Genomic DNA, 17,053 nt, shown 5'->3' on the forward strand with positions numbered 1-17,053 from the left:
AATCATTAAACTAGCAACATCAAGCCCTAATCCTTGGAGTTATTCAAGGATTAGGGCTTTTCTACGTTTAGTCAGTCACCTATCAAGGGTACAAGTAAAGTACAGATAATTAGGGAGGAGTGGGGCCATGAGTTGGTTAGAAGGTATTAATTTTACAACTTCGCTAGTAGTGCTCATCATATTAGCGATACCGATTAGCATTGGCATATTTCTATACTTTTTTGACCGTAGTCAAAAGCAACATGCGATTTTACGTAACTATCCGATTTTAGGTAGAGTGCGCTATATGTTTGAGAAGGCGGGTCCTGAGGTTAGACAGTATTTATTCAATGACGATAACAGCGGCAAACCCTTCAGCCGTGAAGAGTATTTACATATGGTGATGCCTGGAAAATATTTAAACAGTGTCATCGGTTTCGGTTCTAAACGGGATTTTCAGGAACCGGGTCATTATATTCGCAATGCGATGTTTACGAAACAAAATGAAGAGATGCGTGTCGATAATGATAATCTATTGAGTACGATGCGCTATGAAGTCGACACAGATAATTTATTCTCGCGTAAAGAACATCGCGAAGAAGTAACAACATTGCCTTGGCTATTACCTGAAGAAGATGCGATTGTACTAGGACCGAATTGTGAGCATCCATTTGTTGTGCGTAGCTTGCTTGGGCAGTCTGCCATGAGTTATGGAGCACTTGGCGATCATGCAATTACTGCACTGTCTAAAGGGATTGGTATGGCAAAAGGTGCATGGATGAATACAGGGGAGGGCGGAGTATCTGATCATCACTTAGTTGGTGGAGCGGATATCGTTGCGCAGATTGGTTCAGGTTTGTTCGGATTCCGGACGGAAGATGGACAGTTCGATATTGAAAAAGTAAAAGAGAAAGCCAGAATACCACAAATTAAAGCATTCGAAATCAAGTTGGCACAGGGAGCAAAAATGCGTGGAGGACATGTTGAAGGGGAGAAGGTGACGGAAGAGATTGCGGCTATACGAGGTGTAAAACCGTTTACTTCTATTAATAGTCCGAACCGCTTTAAACAGTTTCACGACTATCCGACGTTATTTTCTTTCATTGAGGATATTCGTCATGCGGGTGGTAAGCCTGTTGGTATTAAAGTCGTCATTGGTGGTAAGCAGGATGCGGAAGAATTAGCATCATATATGGCTGAAACCGGTATGGGTCCTGATTTTATCTCACTTGATGGAGCGGAAGGTGGATCAGGAGCAACTTATCAAGATTTAGCAGACAGTGTGGGCTTACCACTTCGTTCGTCTCTCATTCTACTGGATGATGCATTGCGTAAGTTTGAAGTGCGTGATCATGTAAAAATTATTGCTTCAGGTAAAATCATCACACCTGATAAAGCGGCCATCGCATTGGCTTTAGGGGCAGACTTAATACAAGTAGCACGTGGTTTCATGATTTCAGTAGGCTGTATCATGGCGGAACGATGTCATACGAATACATGCCCAGCTGGTGTTGCGACGACAGACAAAAGTTTACAGCGCGCTCTTGTTGTCGAAGAGAAGAAGTTCCGTGTGACGAACTACATTTTAACGATGAGAGAAGGATTATTTCGTGTAGCCGCGGCTGCTGGTCTAGATTCACCTACTAAATTCGAACGTCATCATGTGATTTATAAAGATGAGCGTGGCAAAATCCACTCTATCGAATAAAAAAACGACCTGATGAATTCTCATCGGGTCGTTTTGCTTATTATATTCTTCTGAAACTATTGAATTTAGATTTCCAGTATGGATTGTTCAAGTTGACAACTTCGGATTTCTTCCCGCCAGCATGAACAAATTTATTGTTACCAACATAAATACCTACATGCGAAATGCCTTTGCGGTATGTGTTATGGAAGAATACTAGATCTCCAGGTCTTGGTGATTTGATTTTTGAAGATTGTTTGAATTGCCCAGTTGTCGTTCTAGAAATAGACTTACCATTTTTCTTGAATGAATACTGAATGAATCCACTGCAGTCGAATCCTCTAGTTGTAGTGCCGCCGAAACGGTATGGAATTCCACGTAAGTTCATTGCGGTTTTTACAACACCAGAACCTCCACCTTTAGTAGGGGAAGCTGCTGCTACTGCTTTTCCTGTAGATCTTTTCAACAGTGAACTAGACACATATCCTTTTTTACCGTTAATTTTCACCTTGTACCATAATTGCTTACCGACATATTTTTGATGTGTTAGTTGAACGCGAGTACCTTTTCTTAAAGTGAATACTCTTCTATGTTTTGTTCCTGCATCTGCACGAACGTTTGAATTATGTACCGTTATGTATGTACCACTCTTTGCTGTTGCTTTACTAGCGGCATCGGCTGTTCCGCCTGTAAACCCCATAATCATGACTGACGCCATCAAAATTGAACACAAAAGCTTTTTCATGAATGACTCTCCTCCAGAATAATGTTTGTCGCTTTCTAGCTGCAAGTAATATCTTACACGACAGTTGAAGAGTGAAACATTACGTTCATATTAAGAAGGCATTACAGAAAGGAAGTTTTGTAAAGGATTTGTAACAAAGCAAATAGCCCCCTTATATTTAAAGGAGGCTTGTCTTGAATATAATTAGTCTCTAGGAAATTCAGAAGGATCTTTTTCTGTAATTTGTTCGACACGTACTGCATCGTCCACTTCTGAAGTAAGATCATTCGTCTGAATAATAGGGTCTTGATTGTTTACAGACTGGACCTCTGGATGAGCGGCATTTTGCAAAGGCTCATACCCTCCGTAAGAAGGTTCAGAATTAATGTTTTCAATAAATGGATCTGCTGTTCTATTATGATTGTTAACAGGTTTAGTCGCACTAGGGGGTATTCCGTCTGTATTAAAAAGCTCATTTTTTGAATATACGCTGAATGCCCAGCCTTCATCCACATACAGCATCATGCCGCCATGCTGAACTTCTTCGTAGTAGCGGTCTACTTGAATCGTATCCATACCTATACCGTACATCATTTGTTTAATATGATTTTCACCGGTTAGGAAGTCCATAAAGCGGTCAGTCCACGTGTCGTATGCGGAGTACACATCCGCGCCTGTTCTACTGCGCAGCATGGATACATCGTTTTCATTTTTAGCGATAACATAAATGTTATCATCTAGATAACCTGTTTCTTTAAGTTCCTTGATCTTGTCTAGAAGGTCAGCATCGTTATAATATACACCAACAAATGTTTTGCTAATTAGTTCATCCATTGTATAGCCTCCTTCTTTATAGTTGCTATACATTACATACCCGTTTGGCGTTCTTCAAAAACATAGCAGACTTCGAGAGTGTATTGAAGTGCAGAATAGTAATATGTTTTACATTAAAAAAGTCGATCAAGAGTTAGATTCTCTTGATCGACTTTTGTATTATTCTATACGTACTTTCTGCTGTCCAATCTCTTTCCCAGAGCTATCATATGCTATAAACGTTGCATCTGAACTTAATTGGAAGTCCTCTATTTCATACTGTTTTTTATTCAGCATATAAATCCCTTGTCTTCTATGTGTAAGTTCATAATCTAAGTTTCCGTCTTTTGAAGAGAATCGAACGATTACTTTGTTGATTGGGCCGCATGCAGTCAATAGTTCCGTTGACATACGGATGTCACTGGCTGTCAGTTTGACTGATGGAGATTGGAAAATGGACGCGCTGAGTGAACATGTTTCGATTGGTGTCCCACAATTAATTTCTTGTAAAATGGACTGATAGACAAGAGGTAGTTCGATACTATCTTTTATGAAGAAGTATTGACCACCTGTGTCACGAGCTATTTGCTCCAATAGCTCGGTGTCTAAGTTTTTTCCTAGGCCAATTGTGTAAATTTTGATGCCAAGTTCTTTCGCTCTTTCCACTTCTTTCAATATCGGTATTTTAGATGATTTGCCATCAGTTAAAAGAATAAGCGTTTTTGGCTGGGACAGTGTGAATTTACTGAAAGCGACTTTTAAACCATTTGCAATACTTGTACCGCCACTTTGTTTTACTCCAGGTGCCAAAGAGTCAATAACAGGTTTTGGTGCACCTTTGGCTAAAAACATACCGCTAGTGGTGAAGTGTGTAGCGATATTCATGTCTGCTTGTAAAGCTGTAATGAATTCCTCTGTTTTGGAAACACGCAAACGATCAGGATCATTCAGTTCCATACTACCTGAGGAATCTATTAGAAAACCGATTTCAGGTTTTTCATTCGTACACGTCATATCTGTAGTTAACGGAGGTGCATAAGAAACAGGTTCACTAAAGCTCTTTCCTAATATCGACAGCATCGCACTATCGGTAACTGAAGTATTTGCTATCGCTGTCGCAAAAATTTCATTCCGCATTAGAGTGGTCGGTGTTATGAAGGATGTATTCGCAACTCCATTACTGAACCTTATGAAAGAATTCTCAAAAGGCAAGCTGTATAGGGAATCCAACTTTAAATAACCATTAAAGTCTGTAATGCGTGCTCCGCCTGGTCGTGCAAGTATGGCAGTAATATAGGTAATCCCATTATTGAAACTCTTTCCCTCTTCAACTTTCAACTGAATTTCTGCTCTAGGTACATACGTAATGTTTGCTGAAGCTGTAGAAAGTGGGCAAGTTCCTACTTTACTTACAGGCGTAACAGTAATCGTATCCACTTTTTCAGAAGTTGTACGGGGGGCGATTACTTTTATCGTTACTTCAGGACCGTCTGAAATTGCATGTGGATACCAAGAGTTCGCAGCAGCGACTACAGCAGAAGCCGATGCCACTACAGTTTCTGCTTCTGCAAATTCACGGTCGGGATCTTCTGGATCCTGTGGCTTAAGTTCCGGTTTAGGCACAGGGTCAGGTGTTGGCGGAATTATTGGCTTATCTGACTGTTGAATAGGTGCATGCACTTCAATCCTTGCACCTTCTTTGGAAGTTACTTCGAATTCAAGTTCTTGTTCATAAGGAATCAGTTCGCCGTTACAATCACGGAATGTAAACGTAATGAACGTTTCATCTATGCCATTCGCAGTCAAAGTTGGTTTATCTATATCAACTGTTACGGTTCCTTGTGGTTTCCCCGTAGGATTGCCTGGAAGGGAAGGTTGATTAGGACGCTCGAATTCTATTTCATCTTCCTCCACGAACTTTAGAGGTTTTGCATATTGTGCATTGTCTTTACCGTTTGCTTTAGATGTGAGACCTTGCATATGCCGCCCTTGATCTTTGAACATGTTGTGCATGATATCGACGGCCTCAGCACGTGTTAGATTTCTCTTTGGTGCAAAGTCTTGGTAATCATTCTTACCTGTTAATCCATTGGCTAGATCATGTGTGTAAAGATAATACACTGCTTCTTGTGCAAACAAGTCTTTACCTTGATACGCAGCGAATATCTTCGCCGCATACGCTCGTTGTAAAGCGGAGTTTCTAGCAGTACCACTGTTTAATCCACGTAAGGGCAAGTGGTGTTTAGCCAAGTAACGATAATTCCCCATCGATTTATGTTCACCTTTTCTTGAAAGGAACGAATTGGGGGAGTTGAGGTCAAAGCGTACGAGCATCGTTACGAGTTGTGCTTCTGTAATAGCTTGTTCCGGCTTGAACGTCCCATTTGGATAACCGGATGTTAAACCGATTTCTGATGCCCATTCAATAGCATCCTTAGCCCAGTAGCGATCATTTACATCTGTAAAAGAAGTCTTAGCAGATGCTTGTTGCGGTAAAAGGGCAAATAGAACGAGCAGTAGACCCCATATATACGGATTGCGTGCTTTCAATAGAGTGGTCCTCCTTTCTTATTGGAAAAAGATTTCATCTCGATAATTTTGTTTCAAATCATTCTCCAAAAAATCAAGGAAACGAGATGTTAGCAATGCTGCTTGCGCTCTAGTTAGAGGTTGCTTTGGATTGAAATAGTTTTGTTCATTACCTTTTACCAATCCGAGTTCAGTTGCTACATAGACACTGTCTTTTGCCCACGCAGAAATCTTATAGTCGTCGACGTAATGTGTTTTGAATCCTGGACTTGGAGCGCGACCTTCCATCCCTAGAGCACGGACGAGAATAGCAATAGCTTGTACACGTGTGATAGGACTGTCAGGTTGGAATAAATCCGGTGTAACGCCAGTGATGATTCCTTGCTCCACTGCACTTTCGATATACATATAGTCTTGATCTTTTGTGGATAGATCTTTAAATATAGGAACGCGCGGAACTTTACTTTTTTTCGGCTCTTCCAAAACACGAAGATCGACTGCTTTTAAAATACCAGTAGTGTATTGATAGCGCTGCATAGGTGTGTTTGGAGAGAAGAATTGAGAGTTCTCATCAAAAATACCGAGTGAATACAGTTTTTCAATCGAATCTTTTGCCTGATGTCGATCGAGGTCACGAAACTTTGGTACAATCAGGCGTTCAACTAATGGCAAGTTTTTCTTCTGTAATTCCATCTTACCTTTACCAATGCCAAATGGAATATTGTACGTATACTCACTTACCATATCGGATGAACTGATGACGGAGTGTCCACCTGTGAAGCTCGATATGGAAGGATCGAACGGTTCATATACCATGACTCGTGATTTGCTGTCAGACGATTTACTTGTAACAAAAGCAGAACCATTAGGTGTGATGATTTCCGAGTCCATCAATTGTGTCTCAGTAGCACCCCAAAAGTTCTTATAGCCCATATTACGCCCATTTAAATGAACAGTAATGATATCTTCATTTTTGGTTGTACCGTCAACATATTTATAGATTTTTCGACCAACCATATTACCTGAATAAAAAGTGGAAGCGGGTAGGTTATCAGCAACCATTCCTTCTGAATATTGATAATCAGCAAGAGTATAGGTGTTTTTGCCAAAAGTTACTTTTTCAGAATAGCCTTTTACTTCAAACTGTGAAGTGGTTTGCCCTTTACCTTCGTGTTCATTAACATTGGCTACATAGTTCACGCTTCTTGTAAGTTTTGCATCTCGATACGTAGCATTTTCTTTATCACCAGACAGTGTAAAACGGTACGTGCGAGTAAGCGTATTTTTATTCGCTTTTTCCGTCACAACAGCTTTCCCAGTAAACGTAACGGGTTCACCTGTCAGGAAAAACACTTCGCTATACTCATATTCGTTCATGACACCACCGTTTACGTCAATTGGACTTGCTGATGCAGCAGTAGCATTCAGTGAAACGACTAGTAGAACAGAGAGGAATAGAATACTAGTACTTATTTTTGTAAAGAATTTCATGTATACAACACCTTCTTTTAGGCAGTAAGAGAATTCTCTCACTGCCTGATTTTAATCTACTAGAATGATTTTTCCTTTTACAACACTTTCAGCAATAATAAACAGTCTGTCGTTAATTTCTAAATCACTAGGTTGAATTACGACACCGTCTTTAATGAAAGTAGCTTGTTGAATATTCATTTCTTTAACTTCTGCTTGATCAGCCCATGCACCTTTCATCCATCTGCTTACATTACGCACACTGATTTTTGTAGGAGTGACCTTACCATACGGCGCAGGATCTAATTTAGATAAACGTCCAGCTAGTGTAATGTTGGCTGGGATCTTACTGCCATCTGTTAATTGAATAGCAGTCACTTGATTATCGTCAGAAATATAGAAGTATGCGTATCGGTTCATGTAGAATCGTAGATCCATTTGTGGAATAAGGGTAGTAAATTCTCCCTTATGTTCTTCCACCGCATACGTTTCATTATTGAAATTAAGATCTTTTTCCTTCATAGAAGACCAAACGTTGTTCTTTAGTTCGGATGCATCTGATAAGCGCAACTTATAACCGAGAACTCCAGAAATCTTACCGAAATAGATAGAGTGATCGGATAGGTTGGGGCTGTTTAATCCATCATTACTAATATGTATGATGTTTGCGTACTGCGTTTTTATCGGACCGGACGCAGCTACAAAAGCTGTCCCGTAAGCACCTAATGATTCGGGTGAGACAAGGCGACCGTTACGGATCAAAATAGAACCGTCATGATAGCGGAAGCGCTGTGAGTCCATCAGTCTGATTTCTTTTGTTTTCCCATTAAAGCTTTGTAACGGTTCGTAAAAAGTTCGTTCTGCGTTCTTTTGTATAATGATACGTTCTACTTGCTCTTTGCCATTTTTATTTACTGTAGCTAAATAGACTTTCATGTTTGCATACTTCCGCAACTGATTATGGGGAACGGGTTTGTTTTCAAAATAAATAGGTGTTTTTGTTGAATAATAATAACTGGTAGTACTTTTAGGATTGTTTTCATACCAGTGCCAATTCTGGAATTTTGTTTCGTCACGAACAATAATTTTTCGATTGATTGGATCAATTTGGTGAAGAGTTCCTTTATATAAGCCTGCCACTTGAACACCAGGCTCTAAAATATCCAAAAGCGTAATATAGTTCGAATTATAGACCGAGAACTTTATATTTACGCGATCTCCTTCATATAAAGAGCTGCTAGTAGTTAGTTTGCCTTTCTTAAAGAACTGCGTTTCTGAATTAATATAAACATTTTTCACGCGTCCATCATCCAGTGTAATCGTCAAGCCTTTTCGATCTCGGTCCATATAGGTGACCATACCGCTATAAGCTTTAGCGTTTGGTTCAATAACAGCTCCTGGAGTATCCGTTTTAGCATGTAGAGTTTTAAAGTAGAGGTTTTGTATATCGGCTTCTACTTTCATACCTAACTTAAAGGCGTCGATTTTAACTGCTATCGTATCGACAGATAAGCGCGTGTACTTATCGACGGTATACGTTGCTGTGCGTCCTGCATCGTTTTTGATCGTGACGCTGCGTAATTCTTTCTTTGTAGTATCTTTATCTACTAGTACTTCCTCATAGTTCGCCTTGACAAATGTGCCGGTAATTCGTTCACTTGCTTCTGTTGAGTTTGCTGAACCAAAGAGGCATCCGATGATTATCGCAATGCTCCATGTATAAATAGCAAACCATCTCTTATTCACTATTTGTCCCACCTCCAAGATTTATCGCATCAATTCTATATCGGTTAAAGGATATAGAAATGAAGAAAAAAGACTCATATTCCCATCTAGTCTTTTCGCAATACAAGTGACTATAAGATACAACCCTATTATCGAATTCTTTGTCAACGTTTTACAAATATGATAGGATACACATTATAGTTAATAGAAGAAAGGGTCGGTTTATCATGAAAAAAAGACAGATGTTAGCGCCGCTGAGTCTATCACTTCTACTATTAGGAGCTTGTAATGCGGATACTGAAAAAGAAACAAATGTGGATAAAGAACAAACCGAACCAGCTAAAGATGTTGTTAAAGAACCAGTAGATAAATCTGATACAACAGCTAGTAATGATGAGTTAAAAGAGGAATTCGCCAAAGAAGAGGGCGTATCTGAAGTAAGTTTGATTATTACAGAAGATGCAGGTGGCTTTGTCTTGTTGGACTTTGAAGTAGCTGACGACATGAAAAAAGAAGATGCAGAAAAGGTTGTCAAAAAATACAACGAACGCCTTGAAAAAGAGTATCCAGAACATAGCATTGATATCCAAGCTCGTAAAAGCGGAGAAACCTTTGTGCAGGAAACGAAAGAAGTTAAATAATGAATATATGAATACCGTCCTATCTGAAGGGCGGTATTTTACATTTCAAAAATCCACAAATGTCGATAGTCCTGTTAAATATTGATAGAAATAAACACATTGCAAAGAAAAATCTCTGCAATGTGTTAAACTAGCTAATGCGTTCTGATAGGGCGCATATTCATGAGTAATCATCTGGCGCTGTACAGATGGTTACTTTTTTATTCTGCTGGATTAATTATTTGAATATCCGAATTTTGTCTAACAGCAACGGAATCCGTGATTTTTGTTGCAGTCGTATAGAATATGAATGCAATGACAATTCCAACGATCCATGCGATGTCTAGACCACCCAGTGCCTTGGAAAGGGGACCTTGATATATTTCAGTATTAATGAAAGGGACTTGGCAAAGGATGGTGAATAAATAGATACCCATCGTTTTATAATTCAGTTTCCCAAACACTCCGTCTTTCTTCATATACTCTTCACGATGGAACCGTCTTTTCAATACGTAGAAGTCCGTTAAATTAATAACGCTCCACGGGATGATAAAGAATAGTACAAAGCCAAGATAGATTTGGAAGTAGGACATGAAATCCCCTGCACCTGCAGTTGCGGCAAAAATAACGATCGTTCCGATAACCGCAGATACTATGACGCGTAAACGTCCGGAAGTCCGAAATGTCCAAAAGTTACTGGCGATAGATAACACGATTATACCTGCTCCATAGATGTTCAAGGAATTGATGACCAATACTCCTAATGAAAGTAAGATAACAATTACATAACCCATCACGCCCATGTCCTTGATTTCTGCCATAACATTCCCATTGACGACCATAGTTGCAATGGCTGCACCGATCAACATCAACCATGCAGAACTAAGAAAGCTTCCTCCAGCTGTATAGAAGAACGTTTTACGAGCGTCTTGTGAACGCATGAAACGTGAGTGATCGGATACATAAGGACCGTATGTGATCTGCCATGTAACGCAAATGGAAATAGCTAAGATAAATAATGTCCAGTTAAATGTACCTTGACTCAACAAGTTCATAGACAATTGACTGATGACTAATCCGGAAAGGACTATGAAAACGAGGGTATAGCCAATAGTGTAAAGCTTCATCGATTTTTGAATGATGTTTTGTCCGTAAATCGCAAGCAACACCATGGGAATCAGACTGACAATTACCGTGATATTGATATTAAAACCAAGTGTTTCTTCAATGCCTTGTGCAACCAATATAGTATTCATTGCACCATAACCCAAATACATCGTTAAAATGATAAGCATGGGCAAAATGACTCCAAAATAGCCAAATTGTGCACGGCTCTGCAATACTTGAGGAATTCCGAGCTTTGGTCCTTGTGCCGAATGCAGCCCCATGATGATAGCACCAATTGCATGTCCAATAAGGATTGCGAGTGCTGCCCACCAGAAACTTAGGCCGATAATGACAGCGAGTGCACCCGTAACGAGTGTAGTAGATACAGTACTTGCAGCGAACCAGGTGAAGAACAGCTCTTTTGGATTCCCCTTCCTTTCACTTTCAGGAATAAACTCGAAACCTACTTGTTCAATCGTCTTCTGCTTTGTACCCATTCAACCGCCTCCTTTGATAGTTGGTGAAATAGAAAATATGCATTAATTTATAGAATAAATAGAGAGATTATTAACTCATTTAATTATTGACGGTTGGACGAAGTGTTTTCCAATACTCTTGTTGAACATTAATCACTTCATCAATAGCTTCTTTCTGATTGGAATATAATTTATCAGGGTAGCCCTGTGTACCTGCTGCAAAAGGATCGGTAACATCTGTTTCAATTTGACTTAGGCGCTCAATGATTTTCAGTGTACAGAAGGGGACATATGCATTACTGTAGCCGCCCTCATGACAGAATACGATTTTACCGCCGCAATGTGCATTGGCTACACGTAACATAATATCCGTTAATTTGCCGAATCCATCAGCTGTCATCATCATGCGGCCGAGTGGATCGAACATACCTGGATCTTGGCCGGCAGAAATAATAATTAATTCAGGTTGAAATTCTGCTGCAATCGGTTCAATGATAGATTCGAATGCATGAACATATCCCGCATCGCCTGTTCCAGGGGGAAGTGGGATGTTGACGTTGTATCCACGGCCTTCTTCTATTCCAACATCTTCTTTTTGACCCGTGTTATTCGGGAAGCTTAAGTCTTGATGAATAGATAAGAAGAGAACATTTGAATCTTCATAGAATGCTTGCTCCGTTCCATTTCCGTGATGTACATCCCAATCGAGTACCAATACTCTTTTGAGACCATACTTTTCACGTGCGTACTTTGCGGCGATCGCTACATTATTGAAAATACAAAAGCCGATTCCTTTATCGCGTTCTGCGTGATGGCCAGGTGGTCGAGTCATTGCATAGACGTTATCTACTTCGCCTTCCATAACAGCATCTACTGCCCGCAACGCACCACCAGTAGATAATAGGGCGATTTCATAAGAACCTCTGCCTACGATTGCGTGGTCTCCTGCATCTCCACCAGTTGTGTCGCTTAAATGCTTCACTTTGGTTACATATTCAGGTGAGTGGAAAAATTCTATTTCATCTCTAGTGGCAGGACGTGGCTCGATTTGTTCCAGCTTCTTCATGAGTCCACAGCGTGAAAGCAAATTATTCACTCGTCTTTTAGTCTCGGGATGTTCCACGAATACATCGGTTTGCATATAACCACCTGATGGTAAATACAGTGTACCGCTACCGTTATCATGCCAAAAGTAGCTTTCATCGAAGATATATCCTGTTTTCATATAAATTCCCTCCAGATAAAATGATGTAGTGATTGAATAGTCATTTATGAATGATTATCAGTCATAAATAAGAATAATTAGAATACGGTAAGCGTTTTCATTTGAAAATCCAAGTAATTCGTTTCATGCTAGAATAACAAGTGACGACGAATTTATGTGATGTATGAATTGTGACGTATTCGTGACGTTCAATCTCTTGTGTACTCACATTAAATGAATATGAGTCATTTGTCAATGGTGTAAATAAATGTTTTTGAATTTTCCCTAAACTGTTTTATTTTGCAATGACAAGTCCAGGCGTCATAGTTAGGAGCGGTGATTCCACAATCATTTGTCAGAAAAGAATGATTGCGATACAATAATAGAATCTATAGATAGAGAGTGGGAAATTCATTGGGGAAAAAAACAGCGATTATACATTCAGCTATAGAAGTATTTCAAGAACAAGGAATTGAGAAGACCAAGATCTCTGATATCGTCAAGCGTGCAGGTATTGCGCAAGGTACATTTTATTTATATTTTCCATCGAAACTATCTCTTATGCCGGCAATTGCCGAAGTAATGGTAGCTAAAACGATGGACATAGTCAAACGAACAGTAAATGATCAGGATGCCTACCCAAAACAATTTGAGCAGATGGTAGATGCGATTTATGAAGTGAATAAAGAGTATTATGAGATATTAGCAGTCATATATTCCGGGCTCGCTTCAACAGAACATATCCGGGAGTGGGAGTCGGTCTATGCTCCATTTTATGAATGGATAAGCGAAAAGCTTGAAGCGGCAAAAAAAGAAGGGGCTGTCCGTCAATCGATCAAACCTGATCGGACGGCTAAAATCATTATCGGTCTAATTGAATCGACAGCAGAGCAAGTATTTCTTTATGCCCAACACGATGAAAGCGAAGCAGATCGTCAGAAAGAAGAAGTTCTTGATTTCATGTCCCATGCACTGCAATTTCAAAGAGTGAGAAGTTAACATAGTCAAATGTTAGCTTTTATGATAAAATGAATGACAGTCAGTCAAATAGATGGAATGAAGAAACTTGTAGGAGTGGATGATATGAATAAAGCATGGCTATATGTTGCTTTAACGAGCTTTTTTGAATTAGTATGGATTTTTGGATTTAACACAGCAACTCACTGGTGGCACTGGATTATCATAGTAGGTTTTATCTTTGTGGACTTTCATTACTTAACGAAAGCATGCGAAGGTTTGCCAACTGGGACCGTCTATGCGGTATTCGCTGGAATCGGTACAGTCGGTACATCTTTAATGGATGTCATGTTCTTCGGTGAACATATTAGTATAGGAAAGATTTTTTTCATCTTCATTCTAGTATTGGGCGTTGCAGGATTGAAGATAGCGGATGGACAGGATGAAAAGAAAGCGCTGAAAGGAGTGAAAGGCGATGGGTTGGATTCTAGTATTATTGGCAGCACTAAGTGAGTTTGCCGGTGTGATAGGGCTGAAGAAATTCAGTGAAAATAAGACATTGGGGAATGGGTTGTTATACTACGGAGGATTCGGTATCGCGTTCTTCTTTTTATATAACTCCTTTAAGTTTTTACAAGTCAGTACAGCGTATGCCGTGTGGATTGGTATAGGTACAGCAGGTGCGGTGCTCATCAACATGCTGTTCTTCGGGGAATCGAAGAGTACAGGTAGAGTGGTCAGTCTACTCCTGATTGTGTTTGGTGTAGTCGGGCTTAAAGCTTTATCATAAAATATGCCTCTTATATAGAAGAAGAGTAATTTACACAATAAAAAAGGACGTGCCCAATTGTAATGGGCATGTCCATTTTATTGTATCCGAAAGATTAGCTACTGAGTTTCATCGATTCTAAGGCACGTTTCCGTATCTCACGTTCTAACATTTGGATGAACTCCTGATTCAGTTGATACTTTTGAGCCTGCTGATACGAATAGAGCAACAATTGATCCGATAAATGTAGCACAGTAGAACCGCCTCCCTTTGGATGAATAGAATCTAATCAGTGTGCATACTTCTCTCTAGATGTTATCTATTACTTTACCAAAGGTTCTTTGAAAGAACAAGCGTTCGAATTATCCACAATGGGAGTGGGTAAGCTGTGGGTAATGTGTGAATTGTTTACAGAAACTGCTAAGATACGCGGTGGATAATGTGCATAGAGTTATAAACAAAAAGTAATTGTCGAAAGATGTCGAGCGAAACTTGACGTGGAACTATATGTTTTCTTTCAAATCATTGATAAAACAGCTGTTTTGCGAATAGAATAAATAGATTGTAGGAGGAATTCTACTAACCCTACTGATTACAGAAATTTAAACCAACAAAGCTACAATAAGTATTTACAACTCTAATTAAAAGTACAAGCATGGTTTTATTTGCAAATAATAGAAATCAATTTGTATTTCTCTTATCTAATGAAAGAAGCAAAATAAAAACAAAAATATTTTACAGTATTTCAATATGCAATATATCGCGCTATACTGCATGTGTAAGCGTATTCAGACGTTTTAAATTAGTCACAATTAACGAAAAACTTTAAAAATACGGTTGACCTTTATACACATACAAGATATGATTACAACAATCTAGTTCGCAGCTGTGAAAGTATTCACTAGTTGTTCAGAATATTCGACTGAATGAAATTAATGTAATTAGCAATTGATTCGTTCAATTAGTATAGGAGAGATTGCAAATGAGAAGTGACATGATTAAAAAAGGAATCGATCGCGCACCACATCGTAGCTTACTTTACGCAGCGGGCGTTAAAACGAAAGATATGCACAAACCATTTATTGGAGTGTGTAACTCATATATAGATATTATTCCCGGACATATGCATTTGAATAAATTCGCGGAAGTAGTAAAAGAAGCAATCTGGGAGGCAGGCGGGGTACCGTTCGAGTTCAATACAATTGGTGTTGATGACGGAATCGCAATGGGGCACATTGGTATGCGCTACTCATTGCCAAGCCGTGAGCTGATTGCTGACTCAGCCGAAACAGTCATTAATGCACATTGGTTTGACGGAGTCTTCTATATACCTAACTGTGACAAAATCACACCGGGTATGCTGATGGCAGCTGTTAGAACAAACGTCCCTTCAGTATTCGTTTCTGGTGGACCTATGGAAGCAGGGGTTTCCGCAACGGGTGATGTTCTTTCATTAACTTCAGTGTTTGAAGGTGTAGGAGCTTACAAGAGCGGTAAGATGTCAGCAGAAACATTACTCGACATCGAACAGAATGCTTGTCCTTCCTGTGGGTCATGTTCAGGAATGTTCACGGCAAACTCTATGAACTCTCTGATGGAAATGCTTGGTATGGCTCTTCCAGGAAATGCGACAATTCTTGCTACATCTGATGCTCGCCATACATTGATCAAAGATGCGGCTAAACATTTAATGAATTGTATTGAAAATGATATTAAACCACGTGACATTATTACAAAAGAAACAATCGACGATGCATTTGCACTTGATATGGCAATGGGAGGTTCGACAAATACAGTTCTCCATACATTAGCTATCGCTCACGAAGCGGAAATTGATTACAATATTGAAGATGTTAACGATGTAGCTAAACGAGTACCGTACTTATCGAAAATCATGCCAGCATCCGATTATTCAATGGATGATGTTCAACAAGCTGGTGGTGTCAGCGCAATTATCAATGAATTATGTAAAATTGATGGAGCGATGCATAATAATCGTAAGACGATTACTGGCAAGACAATTGAAGAAGATGTCGCTGGATATGAAATCACAAATACAGATGTCATTCGAACGAAAGATAATCCGCATAGTCCAGTAGGTGGCCTGTCCATTCTATTTGGTAACATCGCTCCTGAAGGTTCCGTCATTAAAGTGGGAGCAGTTGATCCTTCTATCAAGGAATTCAGAGGAGAAGCGATTGTCTTTAATTCACAAGAAGAAGCTCAAGAAAATATTGATAATGACACAGTAAAAGCAGGCCATGTAGTCGTTATTCGATATGAAGGCCCTAAAGGTGGACCGGGAATGCCAGAAATGTTGGCCCCAACTTCTGCAATCATGGGTAAAGGGCTTGGTAAGGAAGTTGCTTTAATTACCGATGGTCGTTTCTCAGGAGCATCCCGCGGTATCTCTATTGGACACATATCACCAGAAGCTGCTTCTGGCGGACCGATTGCACTTGTAGAGAATGGAGATATTATCGAAATTGATCTAACCAACCGTACGATTGAATTGGTAGTATCTGATGAAGTTCTTGCAGAGCGACGAAATGCACTAAAACCATTTGAACTTAAAATCAAAAAAGGCTATCTTGCAAGATATGCCCATCTCGTCACTTCAGCTAGTACAGGTGGAGTCATGAAAATTTAATATATAAAACGTTGATGAGGTTAAAGTAGATAGAAACTGTATTCACAGAGAGCCGGCGGTGCTGCGAGCCGGCAATACAACTATTTGCGACATCCCCTCGGAGTGGATTGCTTAAAGGTATACCGACTAGGCAATTCCGGGCTCGATATTCGGGCTCGTTAACAATGAAAAGGTATAGCTTAGGCTTACTTTTTCATAAGGTGACAATTGTCACGAACTAGGGTGGTACCATGAAAGCTTTTTCATCCCTATGTAAAGAGATCAGATTCTTTGCGTGGGATGAAAAGGCTTTTTTTAGAGAAAAAAGTCACTGGCCAATATATATAGTTGAAAATTGTAAGGA

Annotated in this window: 14 protein-coding genes and 1 other annotated feature; of the genes, 6 read left to right on the top strand and 8 right to left on the bottom strand. The window is 39.6% G+C overall.

The annotated features are described in order from the left end of the window. Positions 1 to 127: 127 nt before the first annotated feature. Positions 128 to 1,687 (top strand): FMN-binding glutamate synthase family protein, encoded by a 1,560-nt coding sequence (locus SporoP32a_RS13185; protein WP_085428316.1) that lies wholly within the window; start codon positions 128 to 130, stop codon positions 1,685 to 1,687. Between the two features lie 40 nt (positions 1,688 to 1,727). Here SporoP32a_RS13185 and SporoP32a_RS13190 read toward each other — a convergent pair whose 3' ends face one another. The 5 genes from SporoP32a_RS13190 to SporoP32a_RS13210 form a co-directional block, all read right to left on the bottom strand. Next, on the bottom strand, positions 1,728 to 2,411 hold the full coding sequence (locus tag SporoP32a_RS13190) for a C40 family peptidase (protein ID WP_085428317.1): 684 nt from the start codon (positions 2,409 to 2,411) through the stop codon (positions 1,728 to 1,730). A 183-nt stretch (positions 2,412 to 2,594) separates the two neighbouring features. Continuing rightward, positions 2,595 to 3,224: a YflT domain-containing protein gene (locus SporoP32a_RS13195; RefSeq protein WP_158232638.1), complete on the bottom strand. Its 630-nt coding sequence runs from the start codon at positions 3,222 to 3,224 to the stop codon at positions 2,595 to 2,597. Between the two features lie 159 nt (positions 3,225 to 3,383). Continuing rightward, positions 3,384 to 5,753 (bottom strand): S-layer homology domain-containing protein, encoded by a 2,370-nt coding sequence (locus SporoP32a_RS13200; protein ID WP_085428319.1) that lies wholly within the window; start codon positions 5,751 to 5,753, stop codon positions 3,384 to 3,386. 18 nt (positions 5,754 to 5,771) lie between these two features. Beyond that, entirely contained in the window at positions 5,772 to 7,223 is a 1,452-nt protein-coding gene (locus tag SporoP32a_RS13205; RefSeq protein ID WP_085428320.1) for an S-layer homology domain-containing protein, read from the bottom strand. Between the two features lie 51 nt (positions 7,224 to 7,274). Then, a complete protein-coding gene (locus SporoP32a_RS13210; RefSeq protein ID WP_085428321.1) occupies positions 7,275 to 8,948 on the bottom strand; it encodes a hypothetical protein in 1,674 nt (557 codons plus the stop codon). Between the two features lie 206 nt (positions 8,949 to 9,154). Here SporoP32a_RS13210 and SporoP32a_RS13215 point away from each other — a divergent pair, with 206 nt between their 5' ends. Then, positions 9,155 to 9,568, top strand: coding sequence for a cation transporter dimerization domain-containing protein (locus SporoP32a_RS13215; protein WP_085428322.1), 414 nt, complete (start codon positions 9,155 to 9,157; stop codon positions 9,566 to 9,568). 200 nt (positions 9,569 to 9,768) lie between these two features. On the opposite strand, the gene SporoP32a_RS13220 is transcribed toward SporoP32a_RS13215, so the two are convergent. Beyond that, positions 9,769 to 11,151 (bottom strand): purine-cytosine permease family protein, encoded by a 1,383-nt coding sequence (locus SporoP32a_RS13220; protein WP_085428323.1) that lies wholly within the window; start codon positions 11,149 to 11,151, stop codon positions 9,769 to 9,771. A 79-nt stretch (positions 11,152 to 11,230) separates the two neighbouring features. Next, positions 11,231 to 12,355 (bottom strand): class II histone deacetylase, encoded by a 1,125-nt coding sequence (locus SporoP32a_RS13225; RefSeq protein ID WP_085428324.1) that lies wholly within the window; start codon positions 12,353 to 12,355, stop codon positions 11,231 to 11,233. Positions 12,356 to 12,748: 393 nt separating this feature from the next. Here SporoP32a_RS13225 and SporoP32a_RS13230 point away from each other — a divergent pair, with 393 nt between their 5' ends. The 3 genes from SporoP32a_RS13230 (at position 12,749) to SporoP32a_RS13240 (ending at position 14,081) form a co-directional block, all read left to right on the top strand. Continuing rightward, the gene (locus SporoP32a_RS13230; protein ID WP_085428325.1) at positions 12,749 to 13,333 is read left to right on the top strand and encodes a TetR/AcrR family transcriptional regulator; all 585 of its coding nucleotides are present in this window, start codon (positions 12,749 to 12,751) and stop codon (positions 13,331 to 13,333) included. Between the two features lie 84 nt (positions 13,334 to 13,417). Beyond that, on the top strand, positions 13,418 to 13,804 hold the full coding sequence (locus SporoP32a_RS13235; RefSeq protein ID WP_085428326.1) for a DMT family transporter: 387 nt from the start codon (positions 13,418 to 13,420) through the stop codon (positions 13,802 to 13,804). Continuing rightward, a complete protein-coding gene (locus tag SporoP32a_RS13240) occupies positions 13,767 to 14,081 on the top strand; it encodes a DMT family transporter (protein ID WP_085428327.1) in 315 nt (104 codons plus the stop codon). Before SporoP32a_RS13235 ends, SporoP32a_RS13240 begins: the two co-directional genes overlap by 38 nt. Before the next feature lie 94 nt (positions 14,082 to 14,175). Here the strand turns inward: SporoP32a_RS13240 and sda are convergent, their stop codons facing one another. Further along, positions 14,176 to 14,313, bottom strand: a complete 138-nt coding sequence (gene sda, locus SporoP32a_RS17370; protein WP_099625931.1) for a sporulation histidine kinase inhibitor Sda — start codon at positions 14,311 to 14,313, stop codon at positions 14,176 to 14,178. 729 nt (positions 14,314 to 15,042) lie between these two features. Between sda and ilvD the strand changes: the two genes are divergently transcribed. Beyond that, positions 15,043 to 16,710, top strand: coding sequence for a dihydroxy-acid dehydratase (gene ilvD, locus SporoP32a_RS13250; protein WP_085428329.1), 1,668 nt, complete (start codon positions 15,043 to 15,045; stop codon positions 16,708 to 16,710). A gap of 2 nt (positions 16,711 to 16,712) precedes the next feature. Next, positions 16,713 to 16,963: a binding site (T-box leader), on the top strand. The last annotated feature ends 90 nt before the right edge of the window (positions 16,964 to 17,053 follow it).

The sequence above is a fragment of the Sporosarcina ureae genome (assembly GCF_002109325.1).
GTDB lineage: Bacteria > Bacillota > Bacilli > Bacillales_A > Planococcaceae > Sporosarcina > Sporosarcina ureae_C.